Annotated in this window: 30 protein-coding genes and 2 pseudogenes; 22 read left to right on the top strand and 10 right to left on the bottom strand. The window is 58.7% G+C overall.

What is annotated here, in order from left to right; genetic code table 11:
• Nucleotides 1-249 precede the first annotated feature (249 nt).
• Complete coding sequence (locus tag ACXAJT_RS25460) at nt 250-504, top strand: hypothetical protein (RefSeq protein ID WP_475241176.1); 255 nt, start codon at nt 250-252, stop codon at nt 502-504.
• A 156-nt stretch (nt 505-660) separates the two neighbouring features.
• On the opposite strand, the gene ACXAJT_RS25455 is transcribed toward ACXAJT_RS25460, so the two are convergent.
• Both ACXAJT_RS25455 and ACXAJT_RS25450 read right to left on the bottom strand, forming a co-directional pair.
• Entirely contained in the window at nt 661-1,224 is a 564-nt protein-coding gene (locus ACXAJT_RS25455) for a hypothetical protein (RefSeq protein WP_475241174.1), read from the bottom strand.
• A 79-nt stretch (nt 1,225-1,303) separates the two neighbouring features.
• On the bottom strand, nt 1,304-1,513 hold the full coding sequence (locus ACXAJT_RS25450) for a hypothetical protein (protein ID WP_475241172.1): 210 nt from the start codon (nt 1,511-1,513) through the stop codon (nt 1,304-1,306).
• A gap of 163 nt (nt 1,514-1,676) precedes the next feature.
• Between ACXAJT_RS25450 and ACXAJT_RS25445 the strand changes: the two genes are divergently transcribed.
• The 8 genes and pseudogenes from ACXAJT_RS25445 to ACXAJT_RS25410 all read left to right on the top strand — a co-directional run bounded on the left by ACXAJT_RS25445 (nt 1,677) and on the right by ACXAJT_RS25410 (nt 5,483).
• Complete coding sequence (locus ACXAJT_RS25445) at nt 1,677-1,868, top strand: hypothetical protein (protein WP_475241170.1); 192 nt, start codon at nt 1,677-1,679, stop codon at nt 1,866-1,868.
• Between the two features lie 84 nt (nt 1,869-1,952).
• The gene (locus ACXAJT_RS25440; RefSeq protein ID WP_475241168.1) at nt 1,953-2,132 is read left to right on the top strand and encodes a hypothetical protein; all 180 of its coding nucleotides are present in this window, start codon (nt 1,953-1,955) and stop codon (nt 2,130-2,132) included.
• Nucleotides 2,133-2,153: 21 nt separating this feature from the next.
• Entirely contained in the window at nt 2,154-2,603 is a 450-nt protein-coding gene (locus ACXAJT_RS25435) for a hypothetical protein (protein ID WP_475241166.1), read from the top strand.
• A 68-nt stretch (nt 2,604-2,671) separates the two neighbouring features.
• Nucleotides 2,672-3,445: a hypothetical protein gene (locus ACXAJT_RS25430; RefSeq protein ID WP_475241164.1), complete on the top strand. Its 774-nt coding sequence runs from the start codon at nt 2,672-2,674 to the stop codon at nt 3,443-3,445.
• 57 nt (nt 3,446-3,502) lie between these two features.
• Entirely contained in the window at nt 3,503-4,300 is a 798-nt protein-coding gene (locus tag ACXAJT_RS25425) for a hypothetical protein (protein ID WP_475241163.1), read from the top strand.
• Between the two features lie 8 nt (nt 4,301-4,308).
• Complete coding sequence (locus ACXAJT_RS25420) at nt 4,309-4,920, top strand: cobaltochelatase CobT-related protein (protein WP_475241159.1); 612 nt, start codon at nt 4,309-4,311, stop codon at nt 4,918-4,920.
• Nucleotides 4,921-4,946: 26 nt separating this feature from the next.
• Nucleotides 4,947-5,105, top strand: a pseudogene (locus ACXAJT_RS25415) (IS1/IS1595 family N-terminal zinc-binding domain-containing protein); the annotation flags it as partial.
• Between the two features lie 60 nt (nt 5,106-5,165).
• Entirely contained in the window at nt 5,166-5,483 is a 318-nt protein-coding gene (locus tag ACXAJT_RS25410; protein WP_475241218.1) for a hypothetical protein, read from the top strand.
• A gap of 432 nt (nt 5,484-5,915) precedes the next feature.
• On the opposite strand, the gene ACXAJT_RS25405 is transcribed toward ACXAJT_RS25410, so the two are convergent.
• Both ACXAJT_RS25405 and ACXAJT_RS25400 read right to left on the bottom strand, forming a co-directional pair.
• Nucleotides 5,916-6,548, bottom strand: a complete 633-nt coding sequence (locus ACXAJT_RS25405) for a cysteine hydrolase family protein (protein WP_475241155.1) — start codon at nt 6,546-6,548, stop codon at nt 5,916-5,918.
• A 20-nt stretch (nt 6,549-6,568) separates the two neighbouring features.
• Nucleotides 6,569-6,886: a DMT family transporter gene (locus tag ACXAJT_RS25400; protein WP_475241151.1), complete on the bottom strand. Its 318-nt coding sequence runs from the start codon at nt 6,884-6,886 to the stop codon at nt 6,569-6,571.
• Nucleotides 6,887-6,930: 44 nt separating this feature from the next.
• Between ACXAJT_RS25400 and ACXAJT_RS25395 the strand changes: the two genes are divergently transcribed.
• From ACXAJT_RS25395 to ACXAJT_RS25375, 5 genes are all read left to right on the top strand, one after another.
• On the top strand, nt 6,931-7,575 hold the full coding sequence (locus ACXAJT_RS25395; RefSeq protein WP_475241148.1) for a cobaltochelatase CobT-related protein: 645 nt from the start codon (nt 6,931-6,933) through the stop codon (nt 7,573-7,575).
• 368 nt (nt 7,576-7,943) lie between these two features.
• Complete coding sequence (locus ACXAJT_RS25390; protein WP_475241146.1) at nt 7,944-8,582, top strand: hypothetical protein; 639 nt, start codon at nt 7,944-7,946, stop codon at nt 8,580-8,582.
• Between the two features lie 12 nt (nt 8,583-8,594).
• Nucleotides 8,595-8,846: a hypothetical protein gene (locus ACXAJT_RS25385; RefSeq protein WP_475241143.1), complete on the top strand. Its 252-nt coding sequence runs from the start codon at nt 8,595-8,597 to the stop codon at nt 8,844-8,846.
• An 11-nt stretch (nt 8,847-8,857) separates the two neighbouring features.
• The gene (locus ACXAJT_RS25380; protein WP_475241141.1) at nt 8,858-9,037 is read left to right on the top strand and encodes a hypothetical protein; all 180 of its coding nucleotides are present in this window, start codon (nt 8,858-8,860) and stop codon (nt 9,035-9,037) included.
• Between the two features lie 130 nt (nt 9,038-9,167).
• Nucleotides 9,168-9,440, top strand: coding sequence for a hypothetical protein (locus tag ACXAJT_RS25375; protein ID WP_475241138.1), 273 nt, complete (start codon nt 9,168-9,170; stop codon nt 9,438-9,440).
• 98 nt (nt 9,441-9,538) lie between these two features.
• Here the strand turns inward: ACXAJT_RS25375 and ACXAJT_RS25370 are convergent, their stop codons facing one another.
• A complete protein-coding gene (locus ACXAJT_RS25370; RefSeq protein WP_475241133.1) occupies nt 9,539-9,733 on the bottom strand; it encodes a hypothetical protein in 195 nt (64 codons plus the stop codon).
• A gap of 218 nt (nt 9,734-9,951) precedes the next feature.
• Between ACXAJT_RS25370 and ACXAJT_RS25365 the strand changes: the two genes are divergently transcribed.
• Together ACXAJT_RS25365 and ACXAJT_RS25360 are read left to right on the top strand one after the other, a co-directional pair.
• Complete coding sequence (locus ACXAJT_RS25365) at nt 9,952-10,719, top strand: hypothetical protein (RefSeq protein WP_475241129.1); 768 nt, start codon at nt 9,952-9,954, stop codon at nt 10,717-10,719.
• Nucleotides 10,720-10,978: 259 nt separating this feature from the next.
• On the top strand, nt 10,979-11,215 hold the full coding sequence (locus tag ACXAJT_RS25360; protein WP_475241125.1) for a hypothetical protein: 237 nt from the start codon (nt 10,979-10,981) through the stop codon (nt 11,213-11,215).
• 63 nt (nt 11,216-11,278) lie between these two features.
• Here ACXAJT_RS25360 and ACXAJT_RS25355 read toward each other — a convergent pair whose 3' ends face one another.
• Nucleotides 11,279-13,030 carry a UvrD-helicase domain-containing protein gene (locus ACXAJT_RS25355; RefSeq protein ID WP_475241122.1) on the bottom strand — a complete coding sequence of 584 codons (1,752 nt, stop codon included), beginning with the start codon at nt 13,028-13,030 and terminating at the stop codon, nt 11,279-11,281.
• A gap of 348 nt (nt 13,031-13,378) precedes the next feature.
• Between ACXAJT_RS25355 and ACXAJT_RS25350 the strand changes: the two genes are divergently transcribed.
• From ACXAJT_RS25350 to ACXAJT_RS25330, 5 genes are all read left to right on the top strand, one after another.
• Nucleotides 13,379-14,314, top strand: a complete 936-nt coding sequence (locus ACXAJT_RS25350) for an IS1595 family transposase (RefSeq protein ID WP_475241118.1) — start codon at nt 13,379-13,381, stop codon at nt 14,312-14,314.
• Nucleotides 14,311-14,502 (top strand): helix-turn-helix domain-containing protein, encoded by a 192-nt coding sequence (locus ACXAJT_RS25345; RefSeq protein ID WP_475241115.1) that lies wholly within the window; start codon nt 14,311-14,313, stop codon nt 14,500-14,502. Before ACXAJT_RS25350 ends, ACXAJT_RS25345 begins: the two co-directional genes overlap by 4 nt.
• 9 nt (nt 14,503-14,511) lie before the next feature.
• Nucleotides 14,512-15,882: an RNA-guided endonuclease InsQ/TnpB family protein gene (locus ACXAJT_RS25340; protein WP_475241216.1), complete on the top strand. Its 1,371-nt coding sequence runs from the start codon at nt 14,512-14,514 to the stop codon at nt 15,880-15,882.
• Between the two features lie 315 nt (nt 15,883-16,197).
• A complete protein-coding gene (locus ACXAJT_RS25335) occupies nt 16,198-16,773 on the top strand; it encodes a TetR/AcrR family transcriptional regulator (protein WP_475241110.1) in 576 nt (191 codons plus the stop codon).
• A gap of 21 nt (nt 16,774-16,794) precedes the next feature.
• Entirely contained in the window at nt 16,795-20,175 is a 3,381-nt protein-coding gene (locus tag ACXAJT_RS25330) for an MFS transporter (protein WP_475241107.1), read from the top strand.
• A gap of 194 nt (nt 20,176-20,369) precedes the next feature.
• Here ACXAJT_RS25330 and ACXAJT_RS25325 read toward each other — a convergent pair whose 3' ends face one another.
• A complete protein-coding gene (locus ACXAJT_RS25325) occupies nt 20,370-22,451 on the bottom strand; it encodes a tail fiber domain-containing protein (RefSeq protein ID WP_475241102.1) in 2,082 nt (693 codons plus the stop codon).
• A 265-nt stretch (nt 22,452-22,716) separates the two neighbouring features.
• A pseudogene (locus tag ACXAJT_RS25320) lies at nt 22,717-22,854 on the bottom strand (transposase domain-containing protein); the annotation flags it as partial.
• 274 nt (nt 22,855-23,128) lie between these two features.
• Between ACXAJT_RS25320 and ACXAJT_RS25315 the strand changes: the two are divergent.
• Nucleotides 23,129-24,223, top strand: coding sequence for a glycosyltransferase family 4 protein (locus tag ACXAJT_RS25315; RefSeq protein WP_475241098.1), 1,095 nt, complete (start codon nt 23,129-23,131; stop codon nt 24,221-24,223).
• A 332-nt stretch (nt 24,224-24,555) separates the two neighbouring features.
• Here the strand turns inward: ACXAJT_RS25315 and ACXAJT_RS25310 are convergent, their stop codons facing one another.
• Nucleotides 24,556-25,437 carry a hypothetical protein gene (locus tag ACXAJT_RS25310; protein WP_475241095.1) on the bottom strand — a complete coding sequence of 294 codons (882 nt, stop codon included), beginning with the start codon at nt 25,435-25,437 and terminating at the stop codon, nt 24,556-24,558.
• Nucleotides 25,438-25,530: 93 nt separating this feature from the next.
• Complete coding sequence (locus ACXAJT_RS25305; RefSeq protein WP_475241091.1) at nt 25,531-25,908, bottom strand: hypothetical protein; 378 nt, start codon at nt 25,906-25,908, stop codon at nt 25,531-25,533.
• Nucleotides 25,909-26,248: the final 340 nt, after the last annotated feature.

Here is a 26,248-nt window from a genome sequence, read left to right as displayed (position 1 = left end):
CGAGCAAAATTGGAGATTTTCTCTCCGGGTGATCGTGACTGGCCTCTATTGTTCGAGGCTACGCGCAGCGTTCAGTGGGGAGACGGTAGTGAGTGGCCGGCCCTTACTTTTTTAGCACGAGGGCACCCGGGGGAGACTCCGGGTGTCGATTTATTTCAGATCCTTTTGAGCCCAAGCAACGTTGTACTCTACAGAAGAGCTTCGGAACCGATGGGTATGTTTTTCGTTGAGTGGCTAAGGAGGAAGATCATGGACCGTCTCGCACTCTATCTGAGCATGCTGAGCTGGACCTTGATCAGCGGTGTGCTGGTCATCGCTCTGCTCAGTTTAGGTATCTACGATTTCTGGTGGATTGTCGGCGCCGCATTGGTTGCGCTAGTTCTCGCATGGCCGAGTGCCTTCGTAGTCTCTCGGATAATCAAGGCTCGTGACCCCAAGTGGGGCCCAAAGGAAACCCCGCCTGGCGGAGGCATCGTACCAAAACCCGGCGCGCCAGAAGTGTAGCTGCTATAGCGCCTCACCTGCCGCCGAGTTCTTATGTGGCAGCAGGCGAGGCTTCTCAATTTCTCCTGAATTCTGACACGGCAGATTTCGCGCTAAATGCAATGTCTCTGCCTTGGTTGCCGTGGCAATCGCGCAAAGAGAAGGTTCCCCAGATTTTCAGAAAGCGAGAGAGAGCTTTGGAGCCCGGGTGAGCGATTTCAAGGTGTCGACGGTTTTGTCGTACGAAGAACCGGTTGTCCACTGATCCACTACGTCGGAGATGTCTGGGTCGTCCATCCAGTCGACCTCATCCAAGAGATCAATGTAGTCCTCACCAGCGTCGAGCGGTTCGATGACCACCGTCTCGACTTGGCCGAACTGGTCGGCCGTGAGGTCCAAGCGCATGCGCAAGGCTTCATTCACAAGCCAGGTGTGTGCGGCCTCTTCCAAGCTGTCATCCTCATCGGAGCCTTCCAAATTGGTGACGTCGAGAGGGACGTCCGCATAGGTGAACAGGGAGACTGCGCCGGCTTGTACCCTCCAGCCCTCGTGCCCGGCCGCCTCAAGGGCTCTTAAGCCAGCATGGGAGCTTTCGCGGCAGAGATGCGTCGACGGGATCGCTGGTAGCGGATGGAGCCCATTCCACTGCGCCCAGTGCGCTTCCCATAGCGGCGCCAAGTGAGCGCGTAAGGTAATCGCGATTTTCAGAGTGCGGGCAATGTCGTCGTCGGGATCGGTCATCTTAGGCTTCCTGATGTAAGCCCCAGAGTTGACCGACCGGGCGCAATTCGCAATGCCCGCCAAGGCAAGCCCGGGGGAGTTACCGGGCTGCAGCTTGGGCCCGCAGCTTTTCGAAGGCTTCTTGCTCCGCAAAAAGGTCCGCGCCGGTGTGGATCGCATCACCATCGCCTTGAGGATACCAGCCAGGCACCATCACATCTGCACTCAGACCAGCGTGCTGGACGGTTTGTTTTCTGACGTCCCGTGTCAGGGTCTCGCCAGTGACGGGATGAACTCGGGTGTCGGCCATGATTATTCCTTTCGGTGTGTACCCGCTTAGAGGTATGCTAGGGGTAATGTGTGGTTAGCGGTAGGATATCTATTCTTTGATTATCGGCCGCCCGAGTAAGAATAAAGTGTTGACTGTTCTTTTTATGTGCTGTTCACTGGCTGTAAGAAAAGAGAGAACTGCCATGACTGATCAACAATCCTTCAAAGCTTCCGTTGTCAGCGAAGTGCGCGACCACCTCGACGGCAAAGTCGACGTGAACGGTGCGTGCGCAATTAGCCAGCGCCTGGATGGCTTCCTGTCGACGATGCCTTGCGGTTCCGAACAAGTGACACCTGCAGAAGCGGCCGAACAGATCATCTGCGGCGTCACCTGAATGACGCCAGACTCCTACAACCGGATCATGGAAGCTGCCAGGCTGGGGAAGGGTGTGAGCCTATCCCCCAAAGAGGTGAGCGCCATGGCTGCCGACAGCAGCATTCAGCGGCGAGCAGACAACTTCAAAGCGGATCGTGCTGCCTGGTACACGCTTGAGCTGCAGGGGTCCCTCGAGCAGTACCGTCATCAGAAGGCGGCTGGTCTTGTGGACGATGATCCCCTTGGGGTGAAGCACCATTCTAAAGCTCTCGGCAAAGAATAGAGACAAGGAAGCACATCTCCCATGAGCAAGCGTACCAGTAGAAGTGTCTTTTGGGCGGGCGTCTTTGCTGCCGCGGCAGTCGTCGCGGGAGCGTCTGGATCGGTGACATATCTGGCGGTAGCCCGTTCGCCCAGTGCTGTCTTGGTCGACATCGCGCAGAACCAGCCCCTGCAGCCCTGCTTCAAGAACCACATCCATGCCCGCGTGCAATACCAGAACATGGTTGAATACGAGGACCTGAGCGAAGGCGAACTGGCCAAGTACGCCGAAGCCGGCCAGGTCATTCCTGAAGGCTTCAATGAGGGGGTGATCGTGCCTACTCGCTGCTTTGCGGTTGCCGATGGCTTCTATGGCGTGGCCGCAACCTTCTGGGAACGTCCCAAGGACGAGAACGGCGAGTTCGACATGTCGATCCCATACTGGATCTGGGATGACCCCGAGAAAACCGACCCAAGTGCTCAGAAGGGGTAACGGGCCGAGTGTGGACAATCCTATCGCTTGCATCGAAATCCCCACCTTAGGCCAAAGGAGGCCTTCTCATGGTGAAGTTTTCAGAAATAGAAGTTATTGATCGGCTGCGTCGCTTCTTCGACGTTGCCATTCTGTCGTTTACTGTGATGTCGGATCGCCCGCTGGATGGACCGACGCCTATGGCCCGCCTGGGACGCGCGCTGGGTAAAGGGGCCCTATTCTGCGGTATCGTGAGTGGGGCTGCAGTCTACGGCGCGGTAGAACACCGGATGTCCGACAAATTTCAGGATGTATCCGTGGATCAGGCACTGCTTGAGGTCGCGTCTTCGATCGATCTCGGGATCACCACGCAGAGCGCAAAATCAGAGATCGTTCATCGGGGCTCTGGGGAGGTTTTGAGTGCCTTTCAAAGCCCGGACCCGCGTGCGGAGCCTGTGGAAGAGGCGGTCGCCTGGTTTGATGAAGAAAACGTCGATAGCTTCGCTGTTCAGGACGCATTGGCCCGTTGGGGCGTCTTCAAGCATGGCGATGGGTATCGTCTCGAGCGAATGCCGGCGCCCAGCGCGGAGCTGCAGCCCTCGCCGTGGGTCCTGAAATCTATCATCGAGGAGGTTTCAGAGCTCTCTGAGCTAAGCGCCTCTGAGGCGGCCGAAGAGATTGGTCGCGAACTCACAACCTTCATGATTTCCAGGGACCTTTGCGCCGCAGGGAGCCAGCCTGACTGCCTCGTGCAGATGACTGACCTCGAGGGGTCGACCGTGGTGCTCGAAGCAAATTCTGAAACAGGCACCCTGCGTGTCCACAATGAAGCAGACGGGCCGGTTGCCGGCCTGAAAATGTAGTTGACGCATGCGGCCGGCGGGCAACTTGCGAAGTGATTTTAAGGAGATAATCTGAAAATGAATATTGAAGAGATGACGTCCGAGAGCACGCTGGAGGCAAGCCAGTTCAAGCGCCATCGCAAGATCCACTCTGACGATCTTGGTGAGCTCCGCCTTGTTGGGATGGAGTTCGGAGATGAGGACGAGGGAACGCAGTTCGTCTCGCAAGCTCTCGTCTTTCTTCCAGAAGACGGCACCGCTCCGCGCATGGTGTGTGCAGGAAAGGTCGGCGCCTGGATGAAAGAAGTGGCGGACGATTTCATTCTCGAGCGCGAGCACATGAAGATGACCGGCGAAGACCGCGCTGTTGCCTCAAGCTGCCCGGTCGACGTCTATGAAGAGGCCGCCCGCCGAGGTTTTAGCCTTCTTCAGCATCCCAACGGCGAACTCGAGTTCAGCAAGACCGACGAGGACCATAGGATTACGATCACCAATGAAGCGTGGAGTGGCGAGAGCGACGGTGTGGTTGCATCGTCCTCGACGATTTGGCGCGCTGCGCGCGTTGAGCTCGAGAATGAGGAAGAGGTTGCCGATACCGTCGTGTTCGAGGCCACCGCGCTGCCAGAGGCGTTTGCGACCGCCCAGCAGCTGTCGACGATCTCGCCTGCTCGCGAGGCCGATGGCTCTCTGAAACCTATCTACGTGTTCGAAACACGCGAAGAGTTCCTGAAAACGACGAACGTCGACGACGTCGAGTTCGAAGTCGAGACGGACTTCCTGGATGTAGAGCTCGACACCGAGTTCGCGATGGAGCCAGAGAAGCTGATTTTCCGCGAGGAAATGACAGCCGCCGGCCCTCAACTGGCAATGTTCTGAGGAGCGCTATGGAAGACGAAGCAGGACGGTACAAAGCCTTCACCACGGCAAATGATCAGGTTATCCATGCACGAGATATCATGATGACCCTACCTGATGAGACCCAAGCGGGGCTGGAGGAGTTCTTGGACAAATGGGCGCCTGAAGCAATAGGCGCTGCGCCCGCGGATGAAGCCAAGCCCACTCGTTTCGTACTTGACCTGTCCGGTTCGATGAGGGGCGCGCCGATCTTCTCCCTTATCGCCGCCATGAGGACGGAGGGCGATCGCCTCGATGCAGCCAGCGTCCCGTTTGAGATCCTGGGCTTCACCACGTCTACCTGGCGGGGTGGGCAATCCCGCCAGGATTGGCAAGACGCTGGTCGGCCGCAAAACCCGGGTCGTCTCAGTGACCTGATGCATGTTGTCATCAAAGGGATGGAAGAAGACTGGTCTGAATGTCGGGACCTCCTAGGAGCGTGCCTCAATGAAGGCGTCTTAAAAGAAAGGGGGTGTCCGCATATCGTGTTGGCGCGCTTCGCTTTCGAGCAAAAGAGCCAATCTCCTTCCGTGAACACCACGGAGGGAACCCGTTGCGACACCACGACTTTCGACGTCTCCTGGATGCGCTCAGTGATCTGAACCCTGCTCAGGTCGAGCATGCCCAGATGAAGATCATGAATCTCCGACTCAAGACGGAGGCAATCTCCGAGATCGAAGCGCGCACAAGCCAGGGGGAACCGTGCCCGTCCTGTGGTATCGTACACCGACAGAAGTGGGGACGAACGCGCACCGGCATTCAACGCTACCGATGCCGGGGATGCGGCAAGACCTACTCGGGACGGACTGGATCAGTGATAGGCCGCATCCACAGACCTGACCTGTTCATGGCTGTGCTGCGAGACATGCTGGGCACTCCCGCGCCGCAATCGGTGCGGAAGCTCGCGGAACAGCTGGGGCTCAATAAATTCACGGTCTGGCGCTGGCGGATGCTGGTATTTTCGATCATCGACTCCGGTGAAGTGACGGCGTTCTCCGGGATCATCGAGGCAGATGAAACTCACCAACGAGAGTCCCGGAAGGGGTCTCGAGAATGGGTTCGACACTTGGCCGATCCGCAGAAGGTCCCTCAGCCGCCACGTCCAAGGTGGGAGGACTTCACCACGAAGGGGCTGAAGATGATGCGGGGCCTCTCGAAATGGTAGCTCCCCATTCTCACCGTTGCTGATCGTGGCGGCGCGAGCCTATTCCGGCGCCTTCCGAACCGCCAGAGCGCGTCTTTTATGCGTGCTATGAAGCCACTCTTGCCGCCGGATGCCATTCTCTGCTCGGATGGCGCCAGCGGTTATGCGACAGTCGCTGTAAGCCGCAGCATTGAGCACGTCGTGGTTGGCACCAAACCAGGGTCTCGCGTCAGAGCAGGCTGCTATCACATCCAAAATGTAAACTCGCTTCACGCACGCTATTCCGAGTTCATCAAGCCCTTCTGTGGTCCGGCAACGAAAAACCTGAACGGCTACATTAGGTGGCTGGAGGCTCGCTTGGCGGGGATGAAACCCGCGGACGTAATGCGCGCTTCGTAGAGCGGCGTAGCGGGGCCATATGTCGGCTTCGAGACCATTGGAGCCAGTTGCTGCTCAGAGCGAACGGTTCGGTGCGCCCATTGCTTCAAGCATGGCGGGAAGTGACTGCACCGCGCCCGTTTGGAGATACTCCATAGCCCGCAATGCCGCCTGGTGCGCCTCGATGGACGACCCGCCGACGCAGTCCTCGACGACGCGGCAGAAGTAATCGGACTGGTGACCGTCCACGAAGGTGTAGTGAACGCAGACGTCCGTCAGGCCTCCGCAGAGTATGAGCGTGTCGACCTTGAGGCCCCGGAGCAGGATTTCCAAGTCGGTCCCGAAAAAGGCCGAGTAGCGCCGCTTGGAGACTTCGTAGTCCCCGCGCCGAAAGCCCATCTCCTCCTTCGCGATCGCGGTGCGCGGATCGCCCTCGAGGCAATGCACGTCCTCGTCGCCGTCGAGTTCCCGCCCGAAGTCGACATGGTCGTCGCGATGGACCTCCTGGATAAAGATCACCGGGATGTCGCTTTCATGCGCCGCCTCCACGAGGTCGCGGGCGGCGATCATGCGATCCTTGTAGCCCGGCATGTTGTCGATCGACCGGACCTCGCTGTCGTCGATGAATGTGCTCTTCTGTATGTCGATGACGAGAAGGGTGGCCCGACCCTCGATCAGGGCACGTTCGGTCTTGGTTTCGTTCGCCATGATGGTGGCCTCCTCTCTTGTTAATGAAATTCGTTTCCGATCAGGAACATGCCCGCGACCAGTAGCGCAACACCGAGCATGCCGTTCATGCCCGGCGTCTGATCGTAAAGCACCACGCCCATGACGACCGATCCGACCGCTCCAATGCCCGTCCAGATCGGGTAGGCCACGCCAATCGGGAGCCGTGCCATGGCAGCGTAGAGGCCGCCCAAGCTCGCGATCATGGCGATGGCGGTCAAGGCGCCGACGCTCCACGAGAAGCCCAAACCGAGCCGTTTCAGACCTGTCGCCCAAGCGACTTCGAGCAAACCGGCTATAACAAGAAAGAGCCAAGACATTTCGACCTCCTGAGTCTCAGGTCGTCCTGACGAAGGCCGTGGGGATGCCGGGTCGTCCCGGCTGGCATGCTCGTGCCTTATCTTATGGAGGGGCGCAGGTCAACATCCTCGTTAAAATGTTCCACTGGTCAAACTCGCATAATTTGTTCTGCGCTTCGAAGACCTTCGGATCGCCCCGCTGCGCGAACCAACACGACTTGCGGACACCCCCAAAAGAAAACGTAGATGGTGAAGCTCTCGAATGGGCATTGTCACGAGCAGCTACCGATAGCGAGCCCGCGGCGCTGGTCATGGTTTCGGACGGCACGCCACGTTGTGACAGCACACTGAAGGTTAACACGCCACATATTCTCGAAGATCACCTCGATGACGTGTTGGACCGAGCAATCAAGGCCGGCGTCGCGGTTCAGAGAGTCCGCATGGGCTCAGATTGGGACAAGACCGGGATCACCCTTCGGGATGGCATCGACACCGCCGTTTCCGGCGTGGATGTGCGCGACTGGAGCCTCAACCTCAGGAGCGCAATCTCCAATCGAGAAAGGATGCCTCCCGATACGCCGCTAGAGCGCCTTCGCATGGGGGGCGGGGAAGAGGTTCCCATGAATCCATTGAACGACGCCTTAGCCCACGCGGTAGCAGAAGCCTCAAACCGGTTGTCGGCGGAAAACAAGAACGCCTTCGGCATTTGACCACACAGGAAGCTGTTACCATGGTAACAGGCGGCAGCGTCCTGGCGTGGGCGCTGCCTCTATTTTCAGAGTCTGTCAGAAAGCCGCTCAGTCGTAGTGCGCTGGGCGCCCTGTAGAGACTCTGAAAATCCGCTCACTCGTAGGGGCGGGGAATGATGCCCAGAAGTGCTTTTCGCCCCGAAGTCTTCCCGCTAGTCCCCAGAAATCCGCTCAGTTGTAGATTGACGCCACTGCCCGCCTGACCGGATAGGAAGCAAGTCTTGGCAGTCATCGGATGTGCTCAAGAAAAGGGAGAGCGCAATCTATTCTTTAATGTTGACATTACCCCCTCTTGGGCGGCAATCTATCCATAATAGAAAGGATTGCCCGTGACCGTAGCACAAGCCACTCTCCCCGATCGCCTTAAGATTCAAGAGCCCCTCGCGCATCGCATCTACGAGGAGCTTCGCCTGATTGGAATGGTCATGCATCGCCTGCAGCTGGCGCCCCGTGCGGCGTATTCGGGCAAGGCCGTCGATGGCAAACCCGTCTGCGCCTGGCTCGGCTTTGACTTTCGCCTCAACTTCTGGGGCTTTGGTGACGATGGAAACAAGGAACTGTGGGACGCGAACCACAAAACCTTTTACGTCGACACGCTTTTTTCACCCAGCGGGACGCACTGGACTTCGATCACCGAAGCCCACAAGCACCAGAACTGGAAGATGACCGGCACCCACTGGCCCTGCTTCCAAGATGGCTGGGAACATGAGCCCCGCGACGTGCTCTGGGACGCTGCCGACGACCTGCTGCCGCGGGACTACTGGGATCGCGCCTCGAACACCGGGGCGATCGACCTGTCTGTCAGCCCGACGCGTTTGCCGGCGGAACTCGTCGTCGCCGAGATCGAAGATGGCAAGGACGAGCGTGGGCGCCACACGGATATCGTGAAGAAGCTCTCTCCCTACGATCCGGAAACCGGCGAAATCTTCACCGGTGAGTATGCTTCTCTGAAAACCTACGTCTACTAAAGGGGCGGAGTGATGCTGTCTGTTGAGCAAATTAGAGAGAAAGCCAAGAGCATTCGATCCATGGGCGCCGCCACGATCGAAGCCCACGAGCTTGAAGACATTGCCGACGAGCTTGAGCGGCTGCGCGACAATGCTCGGATGGGGCGCCGTCGGCTCGATGCGCTCGCGGACCAGATGCTCGCAGGGAATGCCGATGGAGGCCTGCTCGGAGGCCGGCAGCTGAAGCGTGCCGTCCCGGGCATTTTCGGCGTCGATTCCGAATAGAGGAAAAGCCCATGGAAGACTACATTCGAACAGGCGCGCTTGAACGGAACCTGCGGAACCGGGCCGTGCAAACAACGCAGCGTGTTATCCGCGAAGACCTTGATGAAGCAGTCGTGACTGGTCTGCTGAGCCGTGAGGAGGCTGCAGACGTTGCGATCCAGGCGATCTTGGACTGGAAGAAGCGAGCGTGAGGCTACTCACCGGAGACCCGCGATCTGCGTCCCGTGAAGACAACCTTCGCATGGCGTGGAGAAGCCGGACCGGCGCGCACCAATAGCAAACCGGAGAACAGCGGGAATACAGAATTCAGGAAGTTTCACCGTGAGCTTCGTGCCGGAGAACGAGAAAGGAAATCTACACGTGACGAAAAAAGGAAGCCGCGCAGCTGCGCGGGAAATCCGTGAGCAGATCAACAACCTTGAAGGGCCGCTGGAGTTGCTCACGCGCCGGGCGTTCCACCTCGAGGAAATCTTCGAGATGATCGAGGAGACCGTTTCCGGGGAGGGCACCGATGCGGAGAAGCTCGAAAAGATTCACCAAGAGGCCCAAATGTCCCGGGTCACCATGAGCCTACCGCCGCGGCCTGGAGCCTGATCTGGGATCACCTCATCTCAGATACCTCAGATAGCAATATGGGCGCCCCCTCGAGGACGCCCGGCGCGGTCTTGCAGTCGATACCTGAGCCCTAAAAATCAGAGAGCTTGGAACTCGTCGCGAAGTGCCTTCTGACGCAAAGCGATCACGTCACGGTCCACTAGGTGCGGCGGGATCGAGCTGAGTGCGGTCAGCTCACGGCTGATCATCATGCGGCGGCCGAAGCGGCGTAGGGCATCCGTCAGGCTGTTCGAGCTGGAAACGTTCGGAGTGTTTGTTGCAGTTGCGGTCATAGCTGGTCCTTTCTGTTCGGCAGCCCATCTGCCGGTGTGGGACCATTTCCTCGGCCCCGTCGTGCTACACCGCTGAAAATAGGGATGTCCTTGCCTGGGGACCACCGACGATGCCGAAGACCCGCCTTGCGCTTGCTGCAATGCAGCGTTAGCGCACACACCCAGTTTCCCAACCGCAGGGCGAATGATAAAAGGGAAGCGTAGAAGCAGGGACCTCGATGACAGAACTTTCACCGCCTGAAATGAAGCTGACCGTTTACGAGACGCCCGATGACCTGCCTGCCCGATTGAGACATTACTGCCGCTCGCCGGAAGAGACGGGAACGGAGATCTGGTGGTTCAAGCACCCTCACTATGTGACCATGTTCCCGGTTGCGACGCCGTGTGAGATCGAAGGTCTGATCGAGTTCCGGGAGAGCGTCCATCGAGAGAACCTAGCCAAGCGGAACTGGGGTGGCGTATTCGCCGGGCTCGAGCGCGCTTTCCGGATAGACTACCTGATCGAGTACGCGACGATCGGAGAGTTCCTGGATGCCGAGGAGGACCCGCGTGAAGCCGTGACGTTTTGGCGTCTTGCGCGCCACATGTGGTCCGACGGCGAGCATGACGAGGCCAGCCCGATCTGGTCTCGCCTGATGAACGTGAACGTGCCGCATCGCGACTTCATGGCGAGCGCGCGTGACCGCCGTGCGCTGCGAGCCATGCCTGACGTGGTGACCGTCCACCGAGGCGTTCAGTTCCCAAAGTACACCAAGGCTGAACCGAAGGTCGGAGCTAACTCCGGCTGGGCCTGGTCGTTCTCTGAAAATACTGCGGAGTGGTTCTCGAAGCGGTTTGCGCGGCCAGGCGACCTCTGCTACGTCGTTACCTCCGAGGTCCCAAAATCGCTGATTGCCGCATACATCACGCAGCGCGGCGAAGATGAAGTCCTCATTGAACCCGGGTCTGTAGACCCGTCCGAGATGCAAGTGAGGCCCATCTGGTGATGACTGAGCAATCGATCCCGCCGGCAATAGCTCCCGAAGCGGATGGCTGGCTCCCCTCTGAGCACTGTGCAGGAGACGGCAGGGCACGCTGGGTCCGTGAGAAAGACCTTTTGACGATCGATATGGAGATCCCAGATGGGGCTGTCATCGGTGCGGTCCGCCTGTACCGATGGAACGAGCCCGTGCAGCACTTTGATCGTCTTGCGGATGCGCTTGCGGCTGCGAATGAGCCGCGGAAGGGCCTCAAAGTCAAATTCCAATGATGCTGTTCATGACGCCGGATGAACGCCGCCTCGCGACGGAAGGGTGGGCATCCGTTCAGCCCGATATGTTCGACGACCAGCGCCAAAGCCACTGGACGAAAGGGCGCCTCGAGCTCGTGCTTGAGGCCGGCGTCTACGTGCTGTCAGAGGGCTCTCGTGTCATCTGCGAGACTGCTGATGTCGGCATGGTGTTCGAGGCCGAGTACCGTCTCCTGCAGCCTTGCCGGCGGTGACACCAGGAGTCCGAAGAAAGCTCGCCACCAGGACTCCTGGCACGTTTTCAGAGTGTCGCGAACTCACGCGCCTTCCATCAGCTTAGGGTGCAACTGCGTGGGTGCCAGGATCGCCAAGGAATGCTTCGCCCGGGTCACAGCGACATAGAGCAGTCGCTGCCCCTCTGCCGCTTTGTCCTGGGTGCTGATCATGTCACGCGTAACCGGGTCGGCCGGGTGAGATGCCGGATATTCTGACACGACGCCGTCGAGTAAGATCACGTGATCCCATTCTCGGCCCTTCGACGCGTGCGTCGTGCTTACGTCGACCTTCATACCTTCCGGAATGTTGATCGCATTCGCGTAGCTGCGCAGGGACTGACCGAATGGCTCGTTCTTCGCGGCCAACAGAACCATTGTACCGGGTTCCCGGCCGGCGCGGGCATCATCTGCCCAGGCATAGCGCGCCATGGTCTCAATCTGCGCTTCAAGAAAGACTCGGGCCTCTTCGTGCCACTCTTCCTTCTTGCGCTTGCGGCGGTCGTCGTTGATGCCGCCCGTCTTCACCCGGATTTTGCCTTCATGAGGCAAGCCGGCTACCGCTGCTTCGGCTTCCTCGGCGTCCATCACGGCGTTGCCCAACTCGACGATACGCTTCCCGCAGCGCCAGTTTGTGTGCAAAGGCAGATTGAGGGCGGCAGGGTAGGTCTTTCGAAAGCCTGTAAAGAAGGAGAGGTCGGCACCCATGAACGAGTTGATCGATTGCCAGTCGTCACCGACCGTGTTGATCACGCAGCTCGGGTTGCGGGCGAGGACGCCTCTTGTGAGTGCTTCGAAGGCAGCCGAGAAATCTTGGTACTCGTCGACGAAGAGGTACTTCAGAGCACCGTCGAGACGCTTCAGTGTGCTGATATCGGCGTTTCCAGAAAGGAGCTCAGCCGCCTTCCTGAGTCCGGCCTCGCCGTCGATCACGTTCGTCTCCGCCATCCCCCCCTCATAAGCGTCGACAACGCGCGCCAGGTGGCGCGTGATCGGCGTTGCTTTGGCGGCCTTCGGAGTGCCGCGGCGGGCGCGGTAGAGCGACGTTGCTCCAGTGATGAAATCGCGAACCTGATTTTCGAAATTCGGATTGCTGGTCAGAAACTGAAAATCGGTACCTTTATATCGAGAGAGGTAAGATCGAAAATCCTGGGGCGCGAAGGTCTTCATCACCGCGATTTTCAAATCGGAGAGCTGCTCTTTCTGGCTTCGGTCTTCGTCCTTGAAATTCAGAGTGAGGTGCCGTGTTTCGGGGCACGTCTTGAGAACCCAATATGCAAGGCTATGGAAGGTACTCACTCCGATCTTGCCGCCGACCTCCGGCCCGAGAGCATCCTTGAGCTTCCGGCTCAGGTCGTTGGCGGCCGCCTTGTTGAATGTGAGGACTTGGATCGTCTCAGGAGCCACGCCGAGCTCGTTCACCAGGAAGTCGCACTTAATGACGATCGCGGTCGACTTTCCAGAGCCGGCACGGGCGCGCAGACGGATGTTAGGAGAGACGAGGGAGACAAAGTCTAGAAGGCCCTTGTTCACATCGAGGCTCGAGGCCTTCGTGCCATCTGAAGCAGCCGGCAGACGCCGATCGATGGCCTCTGCGGCAAGCGCGGCGAACGGGGCTCTCTCTTCGCGGGCGGCGCGCTTCAGGATCTTGGCGCCTGTCTCCTTGGATTGCGCATCGATGACCGCACGGAGTTTGTCGACCACCGAGCTGATGTCCATTCTCTTCGCACGTACGTCTTCGCAGCGCTGGAGATGACTTTCAAAGAACGAAGGCTTTGGGATCGAATGGGTGGTCATGCGTGCTTTCCTGAATTCGTAGTCTGAATACCCAGAAAGACGGATTCATACAACCTCTTGCGGTGTCGCGAAAAATCATCACATGGGGGTATCTTGCGCTACGTGGAGCCGGACGCTTGAGTTCTTGCGCCAGGAACTCCAAACTCAACTCGCATCTTTGATATCGGATCGATCGGACGGCCATACATCTTCTCATCTATCTATTGTCAGGGTGACTTGCGGGCGCAATCGCAGCCGATACCAAAACTTCCAAGGAGGCCGCACGAATGGCGACGGGAACAGTCAAATGGTTTAACACTGCCTGACTATTGAAACAGATCATGAACATGCTAGATATGGTGTGTGAGTATGATTGAGTTTATCCAGCGGTTTTCGAGCGATGCCGCCTGCCGTTCCTTTCTAGGAGAGCGTCGCTGGCCCGATGGGCCGGTCTGTCCGAAGTGTGGTTCAGTCAATCGATCGGGCAGGGTGTCGTCTCGACCTGGCCTATGGACATGCAACTTGAACAGGTGCAAGCGCCAGTTCACAGTGACAGCCGGAACCCCTCTACATCGTACGCGCTTACCGCTTCCAAAGTGGTTCCTTGCCACCTGGCTGATCGCGACGTCCTCGAAAGGCATCTCGGGAAAGAAGCTCGCGGAATGGGTAGAGGTCGATTATCGCACGGCATGGTACATGGGACACCGCATTCGGAGACTGCTCCGAGACCCTGTCTGGTGTCAGCTGACAGGTGTCGTTGAGGCCGATGAGGTTTACGTAGGTGGGCGGAAAAAGCCCGAAGATCCCGATCCAGGACCAACGACAGGGGCCTCGAAGCGCGGCCGTGGCCATCGCCGGACACCTGTCCTTGTTGCGGTGCAACGCCCTAGCGATGACCTCCCTCTGCGCGTCGCGACGCGCAAAATTACCACGCATTCGAAAGCAGAGATCGGGCGGGTGATGCGAGAGATTGCATCTCTCGACACTCAGCTTGTCACTGACGGGCTACCCGCCTATCGAAGCGTCGGCAAAACCCTTGTGAGTCACCACGTGGTCAACCACGGGCGCAGGATTTTCAGCTTGAGAGACGGACTCCACGTTAACACTGCAGAGAATTTCATCGGGATGTTCCGCCGCTCGGTCCAAGGCACCTGGCACTTGGTAAGTCAGAAACATGTTCAAGCCTACACCGAAGAATGTGCTTGGCGACAAGAACGATCCAAGCATTCACTGATGGACCGCTTCCAAGCGGCGTTCTCAGGACTTGAGAACGGCCATCTTGGCTTCCGAAGGCTCACGGTATGAGCCTGGACGCTGGACCAAATCACGCGCTGACCGAAGCGGACGTGCTTGCGTCCTTTCCAGCATTGCCTGAGCTCACGCAAACCCCAGAGGTCGTCAGCCAGGCCGCCGTTTTCAGAATCTATCCCAACAAGCGCCAGAAAGAAGCCTTCCGGCAGTGGATCGGTGTAGGTCGTTGGGACTGGAACTGATGCGTCGAGATTAACCAGCACCTTTACGACGTGGAGAAGCGCTTTGCTTTCCACGGCGAGCTGTCGTCGCTCTTGCCGCAAATGAAGAAAGCCAACGGGCTTGAGTGGCTCGCACAGCCACCAGCCATCCATCTTGTCGATATATGCCGCAGGTATGATGCGGCGCTGAACAAGTTCCTCGCCGATCGGCGCAAAGTTCGCGCCGGTGAAATGAAACAGAAGAAAGCCGCGGGCTTTCCGAAGTTTAAGAAGAAGGGGGATAGCCAAGGATCGATTTATCTCGCGCCGAGCTGTATCAACCTGATCCGCCGCGAAGCCAACCTGACTGCCGCTCGGGGCTGGGTCGAACTTCCGAACATGGATCAGACCGAGATTTGGAGGAAGGAAGTCAAGCGCGGCCTTCGAAAAGGCCAGTACAACCATTTCGAGAAGAAGCGTCGATACTCGATCCGTATTCGGGGAAGCCGTTGGCCCGAAGGTAAGATCCGCTCTGCCACAATTCGCGAGGACGGGCCGGATATTTGGGTCATGTCCGTCCAATTCGACGCTCCTCCGCCGAAGCTTCAGCGTCGCGGCGAGGACATGCCTGTCCCGGAGCCTGAAGTAGCCGCTCGCGGCTATGACCTTGGTTTGTCGGCTGCAGTGATTGGCTCAGACCGGGAGAAGGTTGCGCCTGGGCGCCACCTGCGCAAGCGCTTGAAGAAGCTCAGGCGCACACAAAGAAAATCCGCTCGGCGCCGACAGCGGCGCCTGGAGCTATCCACAAAAGAAGCAGCAAGACTCCCGAGGTCAAAAGGGGAGCGCCTTGCCTACGAACAAGAAGCGCGCGTGCACCGTCAGGTCCGGCATGCGCGGACCGACTTCTTGCACAAGATCACATCCCGAGCGATAGCCAAGTCGGTTGTGATCTGTGCGGAGGACCTGAACGTCTCCGGCATGAAACAGAATTCGAAACTTGCCCTTTCGATTTCTGATGCCGGCATGGGAGAGTTCCTACGCCAGCTGGACTATAAGTCCAGTTGGCGCGGAAGGCATTTCGTCAAGATCGATCGCTGGGCGCCGAGTTCAAAAACGTGCTCCGCGTGCGACCACAAGCTTGATGAATTGAGCCTCAAGACCCGGAGATGGACTTGTCCGTCCTGCGGGTGTGAGCACGACCGAGACGAGAACGCGGCCCTGAACATCCTAAGATGGGGGCTCGAAGAGGCACTACGGCGCGGCACGCCGGAAGTAACGTCCGGGGAGAGTAGAGCTCTGGCCAGAGGCAAAGGCCTCCGGCGAAACTCCGCTCGAAAGGCTCTTGCAGAAAGAACCGGAAATATCGATACCGATGAAATGAGCCCTCTCAATACCTTGGGGCCTCATGACTCAGTTCAATAATGCCGTTCAGGAGGCGTGCGACAGATGAACGGGCAGCCGGTTCCTGGGCTCGCTGCGGGAATTGAGCTGACCTCTGGGAGTATGGCTAAGTTCCCAAATCCCGGGCCCGGAAATCCGCTAGAGGACATGCTCAAGGGGGTGCTGCGCAGGAACAAGAGGAAGCTCACCGAGGATGAGGGAGAGCTCAGGCACATGCGGCCGGGGGCGTGAGGAGCGTGGCCTTCGCAGTTTTAGAGCCTTGCTTTTGAGGATGCCCTGCCATATCTAAAAATGTGAGTGAACGTTCACTCACATTTTGAAAGGTAGGCAACAGGTATGGCGAAGGCAGCGGAAACTCGGAGACACCTGATCGAGACGACGGCCCTGCGGCTGTTCGCGGAGAGGGGCTTCGCGGAGGTCTCGATCAAGGACATCGCGCAGGAATGCGGGATCGTGCAGAGCGCGATTTACCGGCACACGAACTCAAAGGAAGAGCTGGCGATCCGGGTATTCAGGGAAGCCTACCTGGGCTTTGCAGCGAAGATGGATGCCGCGGCAGAGGGCAATGTGACCCTCGAGGAGCGTTTGTCTGCGTACTTGAAGGTGATGCTGAATGGCTTCGACAAAGATGCGTACCTGATCCGGTTTCTGCTCGCCCAACAGCACGACACCCTGAATGCGGCCGTGGCTGATGAAGATGTCACGCCGCTGACGATGGTGTGGGACGCGATCGAGTCCGCAAGTACCTCTGGAGCCATCGAAGTCGACGATATCGACATGGCGACAGCAATGGTCATGGGGGCCGCCTTGCAACCGCTCACGTTCATGCTGTTCGGCCGAATTTCCAGGCCGGCGATCTCCCACCATGACGAGATCCTCAAGGGCATCCTGAAGCTCTTGGGCGCTCAGTAATTTTCAGAAGGGCCAGTTTCCATGATTTTCGATTCAAATAGATTTCTCAGCTACTTCGGGATCGTTGTTACAGCGATATTCGGAGCGCTGAACGACAACCTTCTGAAAGCTGCCATCATCGTCTACGCGGCGATGAGTGTGCCTGCCGAGCAGGCGGCGACAACCGGCCTTCTGGCTGGGGGCTTGCTGATGCTGCCTTTCGTTCTCTTTTCTGGATGGGCAGGCATCGTGGCCGACAAGTTCGAGAAGGCGAAGGTGATCCGCGCGGTCAAAGTCAGCGAGCTCGTTCTCTCGGTGTCGGCTCTCGCCGTCATGCTTTCGGGCTCCGTGCCAGCGATGCTGGTGATTGTCTTTCTGATGGGGACGCAGTCCGCGTTCTTCGGGCCACTGAAGCTGGGTTGGCTTCCGGAGCGTCTGGAACAGGATCAACTCACCGGTGCGAACGCATGGCTCGAGACAGGGACCTTCCTCGCAATCCTCGCAGGCACCGTCGCTGGGGGCATCCTGGCCGGCGCAGGAACCCTGCTGTGGGTCGGCGTGGCCTCGATTGTCGTAGCCCTGATCGGTATCTACTGGGCGTGGCAGCTTCCGGTGACCAAGGCAGCGGCACCGAACCTGCACATGCCGCTGAACCCGCTTGCCGGTAACTGGCGCATCCTGAAGACTCTGATTTCTGACCGCACCGCACTCAAGGCAGCGATCCTCTCGACCTGGTTCTGGGCCGCCGGCGCGGTGTACCTGTCGACGCTCCCTGCGTACCTGCGGATGCAACTTGGGGGTGGTGAGATCATGATGACGCTTGTTATGGCACTCTTCGCGATCGGTATCGGAGCTGGCTCCTTCTTCGCGAGCATGCGTCTGAAGGGGCGCGTGGGCGCATCCTTGCTGGTTCCTTCCTCGGTGCTCGTGGCTGCGGCGGCGTTCGGCGTCTATGCGGGCTTTGATCGGCTTCAGGAAGGTGCTGGCATGGCCGGCCTGATCGCGACCCCGGAAGGGCTCTTCGTCGTGGCATCGCTGTTCACCCTGGCCTTCGGGGGTGGGATGTTTGCCGTCCCTCTCAAGGCGATCATCCAATCCCGGGCTGCTGCAGGCGAGCGTGCGCAGGTCATGGCTGGCTTCAATATCCTGAACGCGCTGGGCATCACGGCAGCCTCAGCTTTGATGTCTGCGGGGGTGAGTGCCGGCATGGGGCTGTCCGACATTTTTCTCGTGGTCGCGGCAAGCGCAGTCCTCGCACTCGTGGGTGCTTTGGCATTCTTCCCGCGGGCGGCGCTGCAGTGGATCGGCCGGGTGGTCCTAAAGACCTGGTTCCGCCTCGAGATCGAGGGGACAGAGAACCTGTCGGCGGATGGCCCGGTCGTCTACGTGGCGAACCACACGTCCTTCGCCGACGGGCCGCTGTTGTTTTCGCTGATCGATCGCGAGGTCGACATCGCGGTGAACACTGGCTGGGCCAAGGGCCGTCTGCTGAAGGGCCTGGCGAAGACTCTGAAAATTGCACCGTTGGACCCGCAGCGCCCGATGGCCGCCAAGGGGCTTGCGCAAGAAATCAGAGAGGGTGGTGCCGCCCTGATTTTCCCGGAGGGCCGCATCTCGACGCATGGAGCTCTGATGAAAACATATCCGGGCAGCGCCTGGATGGTGGATGCTTCCCGCGCACCGGTGGTTCCGGTGCACATTGAGGGGCTGGAAAGCTCGATCTTCACCCGCCGCATCCCGGGCTTGGCGCGCCGTCTGTTTCCGAAGGTCCGTGTTCGCGTTGGCAAACCGGTCAATCTTGAGGTCGCCGAAGATCTTAAAGGACGCATCCGCAGAGAGGCGGCAACCCGAGCATTGCAGGGCATCCTCGAGAAGGGGCGGTTCGAGGCCCTCAGCCAAGCCAGCACGATCCCCGAGGCATTTCATGAAGCGCGGGCTCTCTTGAGCCGCAGCGGTATCGCAGCGACTGATCCGATGGGCACGAAGCTCACACGCAAGAAGATCGCCGTGGGCGCGGCAGCATTCTCGGCGCTCTTACGGGAGAAGACCGAGCCGGGCGAGCGCGTGGGTGTCCTACTTCCAGGTGTGGCTGCGGCTCCAGTCGTGCTGATGGGCCTCTGGCGGTCCGCCCGTATTCCGGCGATCCTGAATCCGACTTTGGGCGCTGGGCCGATGCGGTCCGCGATCGAGACGGCGGGCATCAAGCGTATTCTCACGAGCCGGGCTTTCGTCGAGCAGGCGAAAATTGGCGAAGTTGTCGATGAGCTGGTCGCCGGTGGGATCGATATCCTTTGGACCGATGACCTGAAGGCTGAGATCGGCATGAGAGCGAAGGTGAAGGCACTGATTGCTTCGCGCCAGGCGACCGACATCGAGATGCTGCCGAATGACCCTGCTGTCGTTCTCTTTACATCGGGGACAGAAGGCGCCCCGAAAGGGGTGGTGCTCACCCATGCGAACCTGATTGCCAACGTCGCCCAGGTGCGCTCGAGGACGGACATCAGCGTGCGGGATCGGATGCTCAACGCGATGCCACTGTTTCACTCCTTCGGTCTCACTGCGGGTGTACTCCTGCCGCTGATCTCCGGTGTGAGCGTAATGATGTACCCGTCGCCGCTGCACTATAGGATCGTGCCCGAAATGGCCTATGCCCACCGCGCCACGATCGTTCTCGGCACTGATACGTTCCTGGCCGGTTGGGGCCGCCGGGCAAGTGCCTATGATTTCGCAACTGTGCGCGCGGCGATCGCCGGGGCCGAGCCGGTGAAGGCTGCTACCCGTGCGATGTGGGCCGAGAAATTCGGCGTGCGGATCCTCGAGGGGTATGGCGCCACCGAGGCCGGTCCGATCGTCGCCCTCAACACGCCTATGGAGGCGCAGACTGGAACGGTGGGCCGGCCGATGACGAACTTGGAGACCCGCCTCGAACCGGTTCCAGGCATCGACGGAAACCGGCTCTGGATCCGCGGCCCGAACATCATGGCGGGGTATCTGCTGCATGGACAGGGTGACACCATCCATGCGCCGGAAGAGGGCTGGTACGACACCGGGGATATCGTGGAGATCGATGATGCTGGCTTCATCCGGATCGTCGGCCGCGCGAAGCGGTTTGCGAAGGTCGGCGGTGAGATGGTTTCGCTGGCTGCTGCAGAAGTGCTTGCAGCTCAGGCTTGGCCGGACGCACACGTGGCGGCAATTGCCCTCAAAGATGTACGCAAAGGCGAGAAGGTCGTCTTGGTGACTGATCAGCCCGGTGCAACCCGCAAGGAACTGTCCGGTGTGGCAAAGGCGCAGGGTGTGGCCGAGATCACGGTACCCGCAGAAGTCCTCGTGATGGATCGCATCCCGCTGTTGGCTTCGGGCAAGACGGACTACCCGGCGCTCACCGCCCGTCTCCTTTCCACCGAGGAGACGGCGGCGTGAGGAAGCTTCTTCAAGGCATGCTTGTCGCTGCTCTCGGACTCCCGGGGGCAGCGATTGCAGGGGTGTCATCCGAAGACGCGTGCGTTGTCCTATTGCACGGTCTCAACCGGACGCCGAAGTCGATAGTGGGCGACGGTCAAAAGAAAACGCCCCGCCGAATGGCAGGGCGTCTTCATCGTTCAAGGTAGCTGGCCTCAGCGGGCGGCTTCTAGGATTTCGAGCCGTTCTTCGAGGCTTTCGATCTTCGCGTCGGTGGCCTGTGCCTTGGCGACCAGAGGGGCGATCAGGTCGGTATAGCGAACTGACTTCATGCCGCTGTCCTCGTCGGTCATTACCAGCTCGGGGAAGTCCTTCTCGACCTCTTGGGCAATGAACCCGAGGGACTTCTTGCCGTCCTTCTTCCAACGGAACTCGCGAGGACGGAGCTTGTTGATCATGCCCTCATCCTCGAGGTCCTTGATGTCGGTCTTCAGGCGGCGGTCTGAGCGGAAGTACATGCTGTAGGTCTGCACAGAGTCAGAGCGGACGTAGCCGGTGGTCAGCAAACGGCCCCCTGTGATTTGTGTTTGTGAGGAGCCATTATCGAAGTTCAGGGCGGACTCTGAAAGTGACATGAGCCCATCAACATTGCCTGCGCCATCTGAGGACATCAAATTCGAAGAAAACCGGACATCGCCGACCGTGAGGTGGTTCGTATGCAAGTTCTCCGAGCGTACTTCGTCCCCGACTTGCAGGGTGGTTGCAACCGTCGCGTTGCCCAAGGCACGGAGTGTTCCCTTGATTTGCACGTTATCCTCTGCTGCCAAGGTCCCTACTTTGGCGAGGCCAGCGATATTTGCGTTGGCCCCGCGCACGAGGCTGTCGGCGATGACGTTCAGGCCATTGACGTTGCCAACCGCAGTGATGTGGCGTGCCGACTCAATGTCCGTGTTCGACACCAGGTTTCGGCTAGCGACCACGTCTCGTGAAGCCCTCACGTCGTTTCCCGCCCGGATGTTGTTGGCGGCATTGACATCACGGCTCACATTCACGTCGTTGGCGACGTCGACATTACTTCCGCTGGTGAGCGAGTTTGCATTCACGGTTCCCACGGTGAGCGTATTTGGGAGGTTGGAGTTGCCTTCAATTATTAGGTCATCCCTGATACGAAGAGGTCCGCTTCCGTCGTTTCGAATGCCCTGTGTGAAGGAGGCAGGGCGGTTGAAATGCGTAGGAGTGTCGAATGTGATCAGGTCGACGGTGTTCCTGAAGTGAACGTCACCTTGGTTGTTGTAGTTCACGTCGCCAGAGCCATCGAAGGTCGTCGTGTCTTGAATGGTCCCATTGCCACCCCAGCGGATCAGTCGTTGCTGCACGCGGGTGCTTCCGAGATCGGCCCTCTGCGCATTGATCACATTCATTTGTGACGTGTGCGAAGGGTTCACAGTCCAGGTGCCGCCGGAAGTGTCGTTCATAACCTCAGCGTTTAGTGTGCGTGCCGTCAGAGACCCGACACCGGTAATGTCGTTTCGTGAACCACCGACGTCCATCGAAAGATCGGTCTCCATGCCGTTCAAAGACGTGTCGGTCTGCGCGGTGCGGTGCAGATACTTGGTCTGGTCGACGCCGCCAAGGCCAGCGATACCCGCAAGGTCCATGGAAACCTGGACCGTACCGGAACTGGGACGCACATTCGTACCGCCGATGGAGGCATTCCAGTTTGAGGTGGCATCGCCCCATCCACCGTGGACACCGGAGATCCTGTTGGTTGGGCCGATCGACGCATTGCTGAAGACACCGCCACCGGCCGCGCCAAGCATGCTGGAGACCTGACCGATGTCTTCATCGGACATGCGTGACCCGCCATAGGTCGTAACGATCGCCTCGACACCACCGGAAGGGGACCTTTGCACGAGGAGCGCGTGGCTTTGCTGGTTACCGTTCACATCGACGAAGGAGGAGGGAAGGAAGCCAGCCTCTTGGATCGTCTGGAACCCGCTCGGTGCAGGAGGTTGGGCGCATCCAACGCAGCGGCGTCCGACCGGGATCGCGATGGTTCCACCGCCGGACACTGCGCCAGCCAGATCGGTCTGGTAGGTGGAGATATAGCGCTCGGCTGTCTCGGTGATGGTGCGCAGCTTTTCAGCATTGCTCTGCGCCTTCACAGTCCGTGCGTTGTCGGCCATGAGCACGAAGATGCCCGCGCCGATCATGGCGACCACCAACAAGGCGCCCGCCGTCTCCAGGAAATTACTGCCGCGTTCGTGCCGGCGGCTTATCCCTCTTCTGAGTTTCATAAGACTACCCTCAAGTTACTGTCTTTAAGGGACATGTGCGCGGACGGTTACTAATTGCAAAAATAATGGATAGAATTCTTGCGAGTTACACTTGGTCGGGTACCTGCTACCTTGAGAATAAGGGGAATTCTATGCGCTACGTCATCGCCGACGACCCCGATAACCTTTGGCCTCATGTCTTTGACGAAGATGGGGATGAGGTCGAGCGGGACTGCAAGTTGGTTTTCGATACCGAAGAAAAGTAAGCATCCGGCGTAGGCCGTGGTCACGCCGCGAGCTGGCGCTCCGATGGCTGCCAATTCCATGGCAGAAGGTCCGGGAGTCGTGAGGCCGTGGTGTTGGGGAGCCTGGCGAGGACATCGGCAAGCCATGCCTGCGGGTCGATGTCGTTCATCTTGGCGGTTTATGCCGTACGCCGAACTATGCCGTGACGATCAAGGAGTACATGAAGGCTACTTCGACCGCGCTTCCGACGCACGACCGGGGACGACGATAAACTGGCGTGGCTTCTCCCGCCTCGCCGACCTCGTTGAAGACGCCCGTCTCGCAACACCGCCGCCGGACGCTTGTGGGTAATTGCAAGCCTCGCCGGAGGCGTACTCTGGAGGGTGTTATGGAAACCAATTACTTACTGTGTTTTGGTTTCGCTCGAACGGGCTAATAGAATGGAAGCGTCTGTGCAGTTCGACACCTTTGGCGACCGATCCTGCGACGAAAGCGGGGGGCAAGAGAGACGACGGATATTATTTGTCGTTCAGCGGTTCCATACAAACCTTTGGGAGGCAACTCGCGCACTTAGCGAAGCTCAGATTGAGGTTTCGATATGGGGTGAAGGGCGCGGCAACGCCGAAGACCATAGTATCGTCACTCCGAGACTTTTTTCGAAAGATGCCAGTTCCGCAGAGTTGCGGGCTGCTTGGAACGCTGAAAAGCCAGACCTCGTGATCGTGCGCAATGTTTCGCCCCACCGTCGTGCGGTGGCCGAGCTGGCGCGCATGGATCGCGTACCAATGTGGTTCTATGATCTTAGACCGTATCACTGGCGTGAGCCTCTCAGACGCCTTCTGAGACGCCGGCTAGAAGGGCTTCCGACACGCCGAATTACACCAGTATTGGGCCTCGACAGTTCGACACTGCCAAACCGAGCCACACGCCACATCCCATGGCCTGTGATCGCGGCGCCGGATGCTCCGGAGAAAACTCAGGAAGGGGCGGTTACGGTTCTCTGCGTCGCCAAGCTATACAGTCCACGTAAAAACCACAGTCTGGTCATTGATGCTCTTCGCGCACACGGACGTGGCGGAAATGTTCGTTTGTTGGTTGCTGGCACAACTGGAGAAAGTGAGAAGTACGCGCAGGAAATCGCCGCTCTCGAAGATGTCGCGGCTCGTGAGCCTTGGCTCGAACTGCACGCCAATGTGCCCTTCCGGGACATGCCGAAATTATATATGAAATCGGACATATGTATTCTACCTTCGGTGTGTGAGCCGCTGGGCTTCGCACCGCTGGAAGCTATGGCTTACGGCTGTGTGCCGGTTATATCGACGGATGCCGGCTCGGCGGGCTACGTGCGGCACGGCGAAAACGGAATGCATGTGAACGTCGAGCGCTCTGGCGCAGTTCAGGAGGTGTTCGAAAAGCTACTCTCGGATTCATTCCTTCGTCTGCGCCTTGGGGCTGCTGCGAGGCGTACGGCACAGAGCGAGCTAAGCGCCGAGAATTTCATCTTGCGCATCCGTGCTTTGATGTGTGAGAGCGGCATTGAAAGCTAAGCACTATTTTCTACGTAGCGCTAGCCTTCCTTAGAGCTCTTCGCGCCCCTTTCTCTCGCCAAGTCGATCTTTAGTGCTCCCGATCGCTTCCTAACCGAACTTGCGGCCGCGAAAGTTCAGGGGACCGCTTTGCGCTCTCGTGTTCCTCAAAGAACCGTACGCCGCGGCAAGAGCGGGTATTTCTTGGAGGGCGAGGCCCTACCAGCAATGGCGACCTAAGCGAAGCCCCCTGAGAGGCGGCTCTCAGGGGGCTTGTGATGCTTCGACGGTGTCAGTCAGTGGCGCCGACTACACTAACGCCGAGTACGATTGCCTTAGGGCCCCCATCAGAGTCACTCTTTTGTTGCTCCTGCAGCTTTTTCGGGGGTGACCTCTGTGACCACGAGAGAAGGCCGCTCTTCAATCATTCCTTCGTCGGCAAGCGAGCTCGCAAGAGTGCACGCTTCGGCGACCTTCTTAAATTCAGGAACTTTGGCAGCGTTCAGTGCGTTACCATTCGGCATCATGGTCACGCGCAATGGTGATCCGTCTTCTTTCATGTAGCAGTTCGCGAACATGATGACCTCTTTGAGATCGCGGCCTCGGGTCCATTCGGGGTCCTTGGGGAAGATCGCAAACAGCTCGGAAGTATTCACGATGTCCGCGAAAGGCAGAACATCAGTCGGTTCTACGTAGTCGGGTAGATCGAGGGCGCGGTTGACGGAGGGCACAACTGTGGTCGCGTTCAGGAAGCGAAAGCCCCAGTTGAGAGGGCTGCTAGGGAACTCTTCACGCTTCAGATAGACGTTTTCGCTCTCGACTTGGTCGTAGAACTGCTGGGCGGCGGCCCTGGCTGCATCGGGGTCGTTCATGAGCGTTTCAGCGTAGAAATAGTCCTGCAGGCTTTCGTCGGTGAAATGTCGCAAATTATAGTGAAAAGCGACATTCCCCAGGACCACGGCGGCTACCGGGAAGGCGATCGGCAGCACCAAGGGCCTGATGACTTTCTTTGTGCGGTGCATTTCCCAGGCTGCAGACCAAAAAAGGAAGGCAAACACGCTGATCAGGAGCTCACCGGAGATGATGGCCACCGCAGCGAGTGCGACCACCCCGAGGTAGTATGTCGGCTTCGCGCAGCGAGGCATTGAAGCCCAATATTGCCTATTCGCCTCTTTGCGCTCCTGAGCCTTTTTGCTCGGCGTCATAAACTTCTTCAAACGATCACTGAATGTCACGGCATGTCCTTTTCGTGTGGTTCGCGCAACCATGACAAAGTCAGATTTCTCTGAGGTTTAACTGACGGCGGGAACGATGCCCGCCGTCGAAATTCAGAACTTTACGTTGACACCTAAGGTCGTGACGGCCTCTCCGTAGAGGTTGTTGCGATCTCCTCGATAGCTTTGGCCCGAGCTCTGCACATGGCGTACCTCCAGTCCGAAGTTGTCGTTGAAGTCGTAGCCTGCTTGCAGCTCAGTGTGGCTACCATCGGCCGCAAATGTGTGGTCTGCTTGCAGCGAGAAGTGCTCCCATTGCTTGCCGAAGGACATCGTGTATTCATTGTCGCCGTCTCCCACGACTGGCGTTTCGACGCCAGCACCCGCCACGAAGCCGTCGACATCCACATAGGCCATCGGCGCCAGAGACATGTTTTCTGCGTTGAGGTAGGAGGGGATATCCCAGGCAAAGCGCACACCGCCGGCATTCAAAGAATGGGTCGGACATCTTTAGGTCACCGCTCTGAATGTAAGACCCCCAGCTACTGAACACATTCCAGGTTGCGGGCGAGGCGAGCAGGGCGAGACCGCTATAGAGGCGGAGGTCACCAAGCTCTGCATCCGCGCCTAGGACATCACGGTAGTGGTGGGCCATGTATTCGACATCACCCTCGAGATCTTGAGGGTCATCGGAATCGTCAGCCATCGCGTAGCCGAACATCTTGGCTCGGTTGTAGAGATGTAAACGCTGTCGCCGCCCCACATTGCCGACGGGATCAGCCATTGCGAGTTGATACGCATCCAAAGAGAAGGAGTGCGTTTCGCAATGTTC

Source organism: Salipiger sp. ABF4_146, from assembly GCF_056161345.1.
This window is presented reverse-complemented; position numbering and strand designations above follow the sequence as displayed.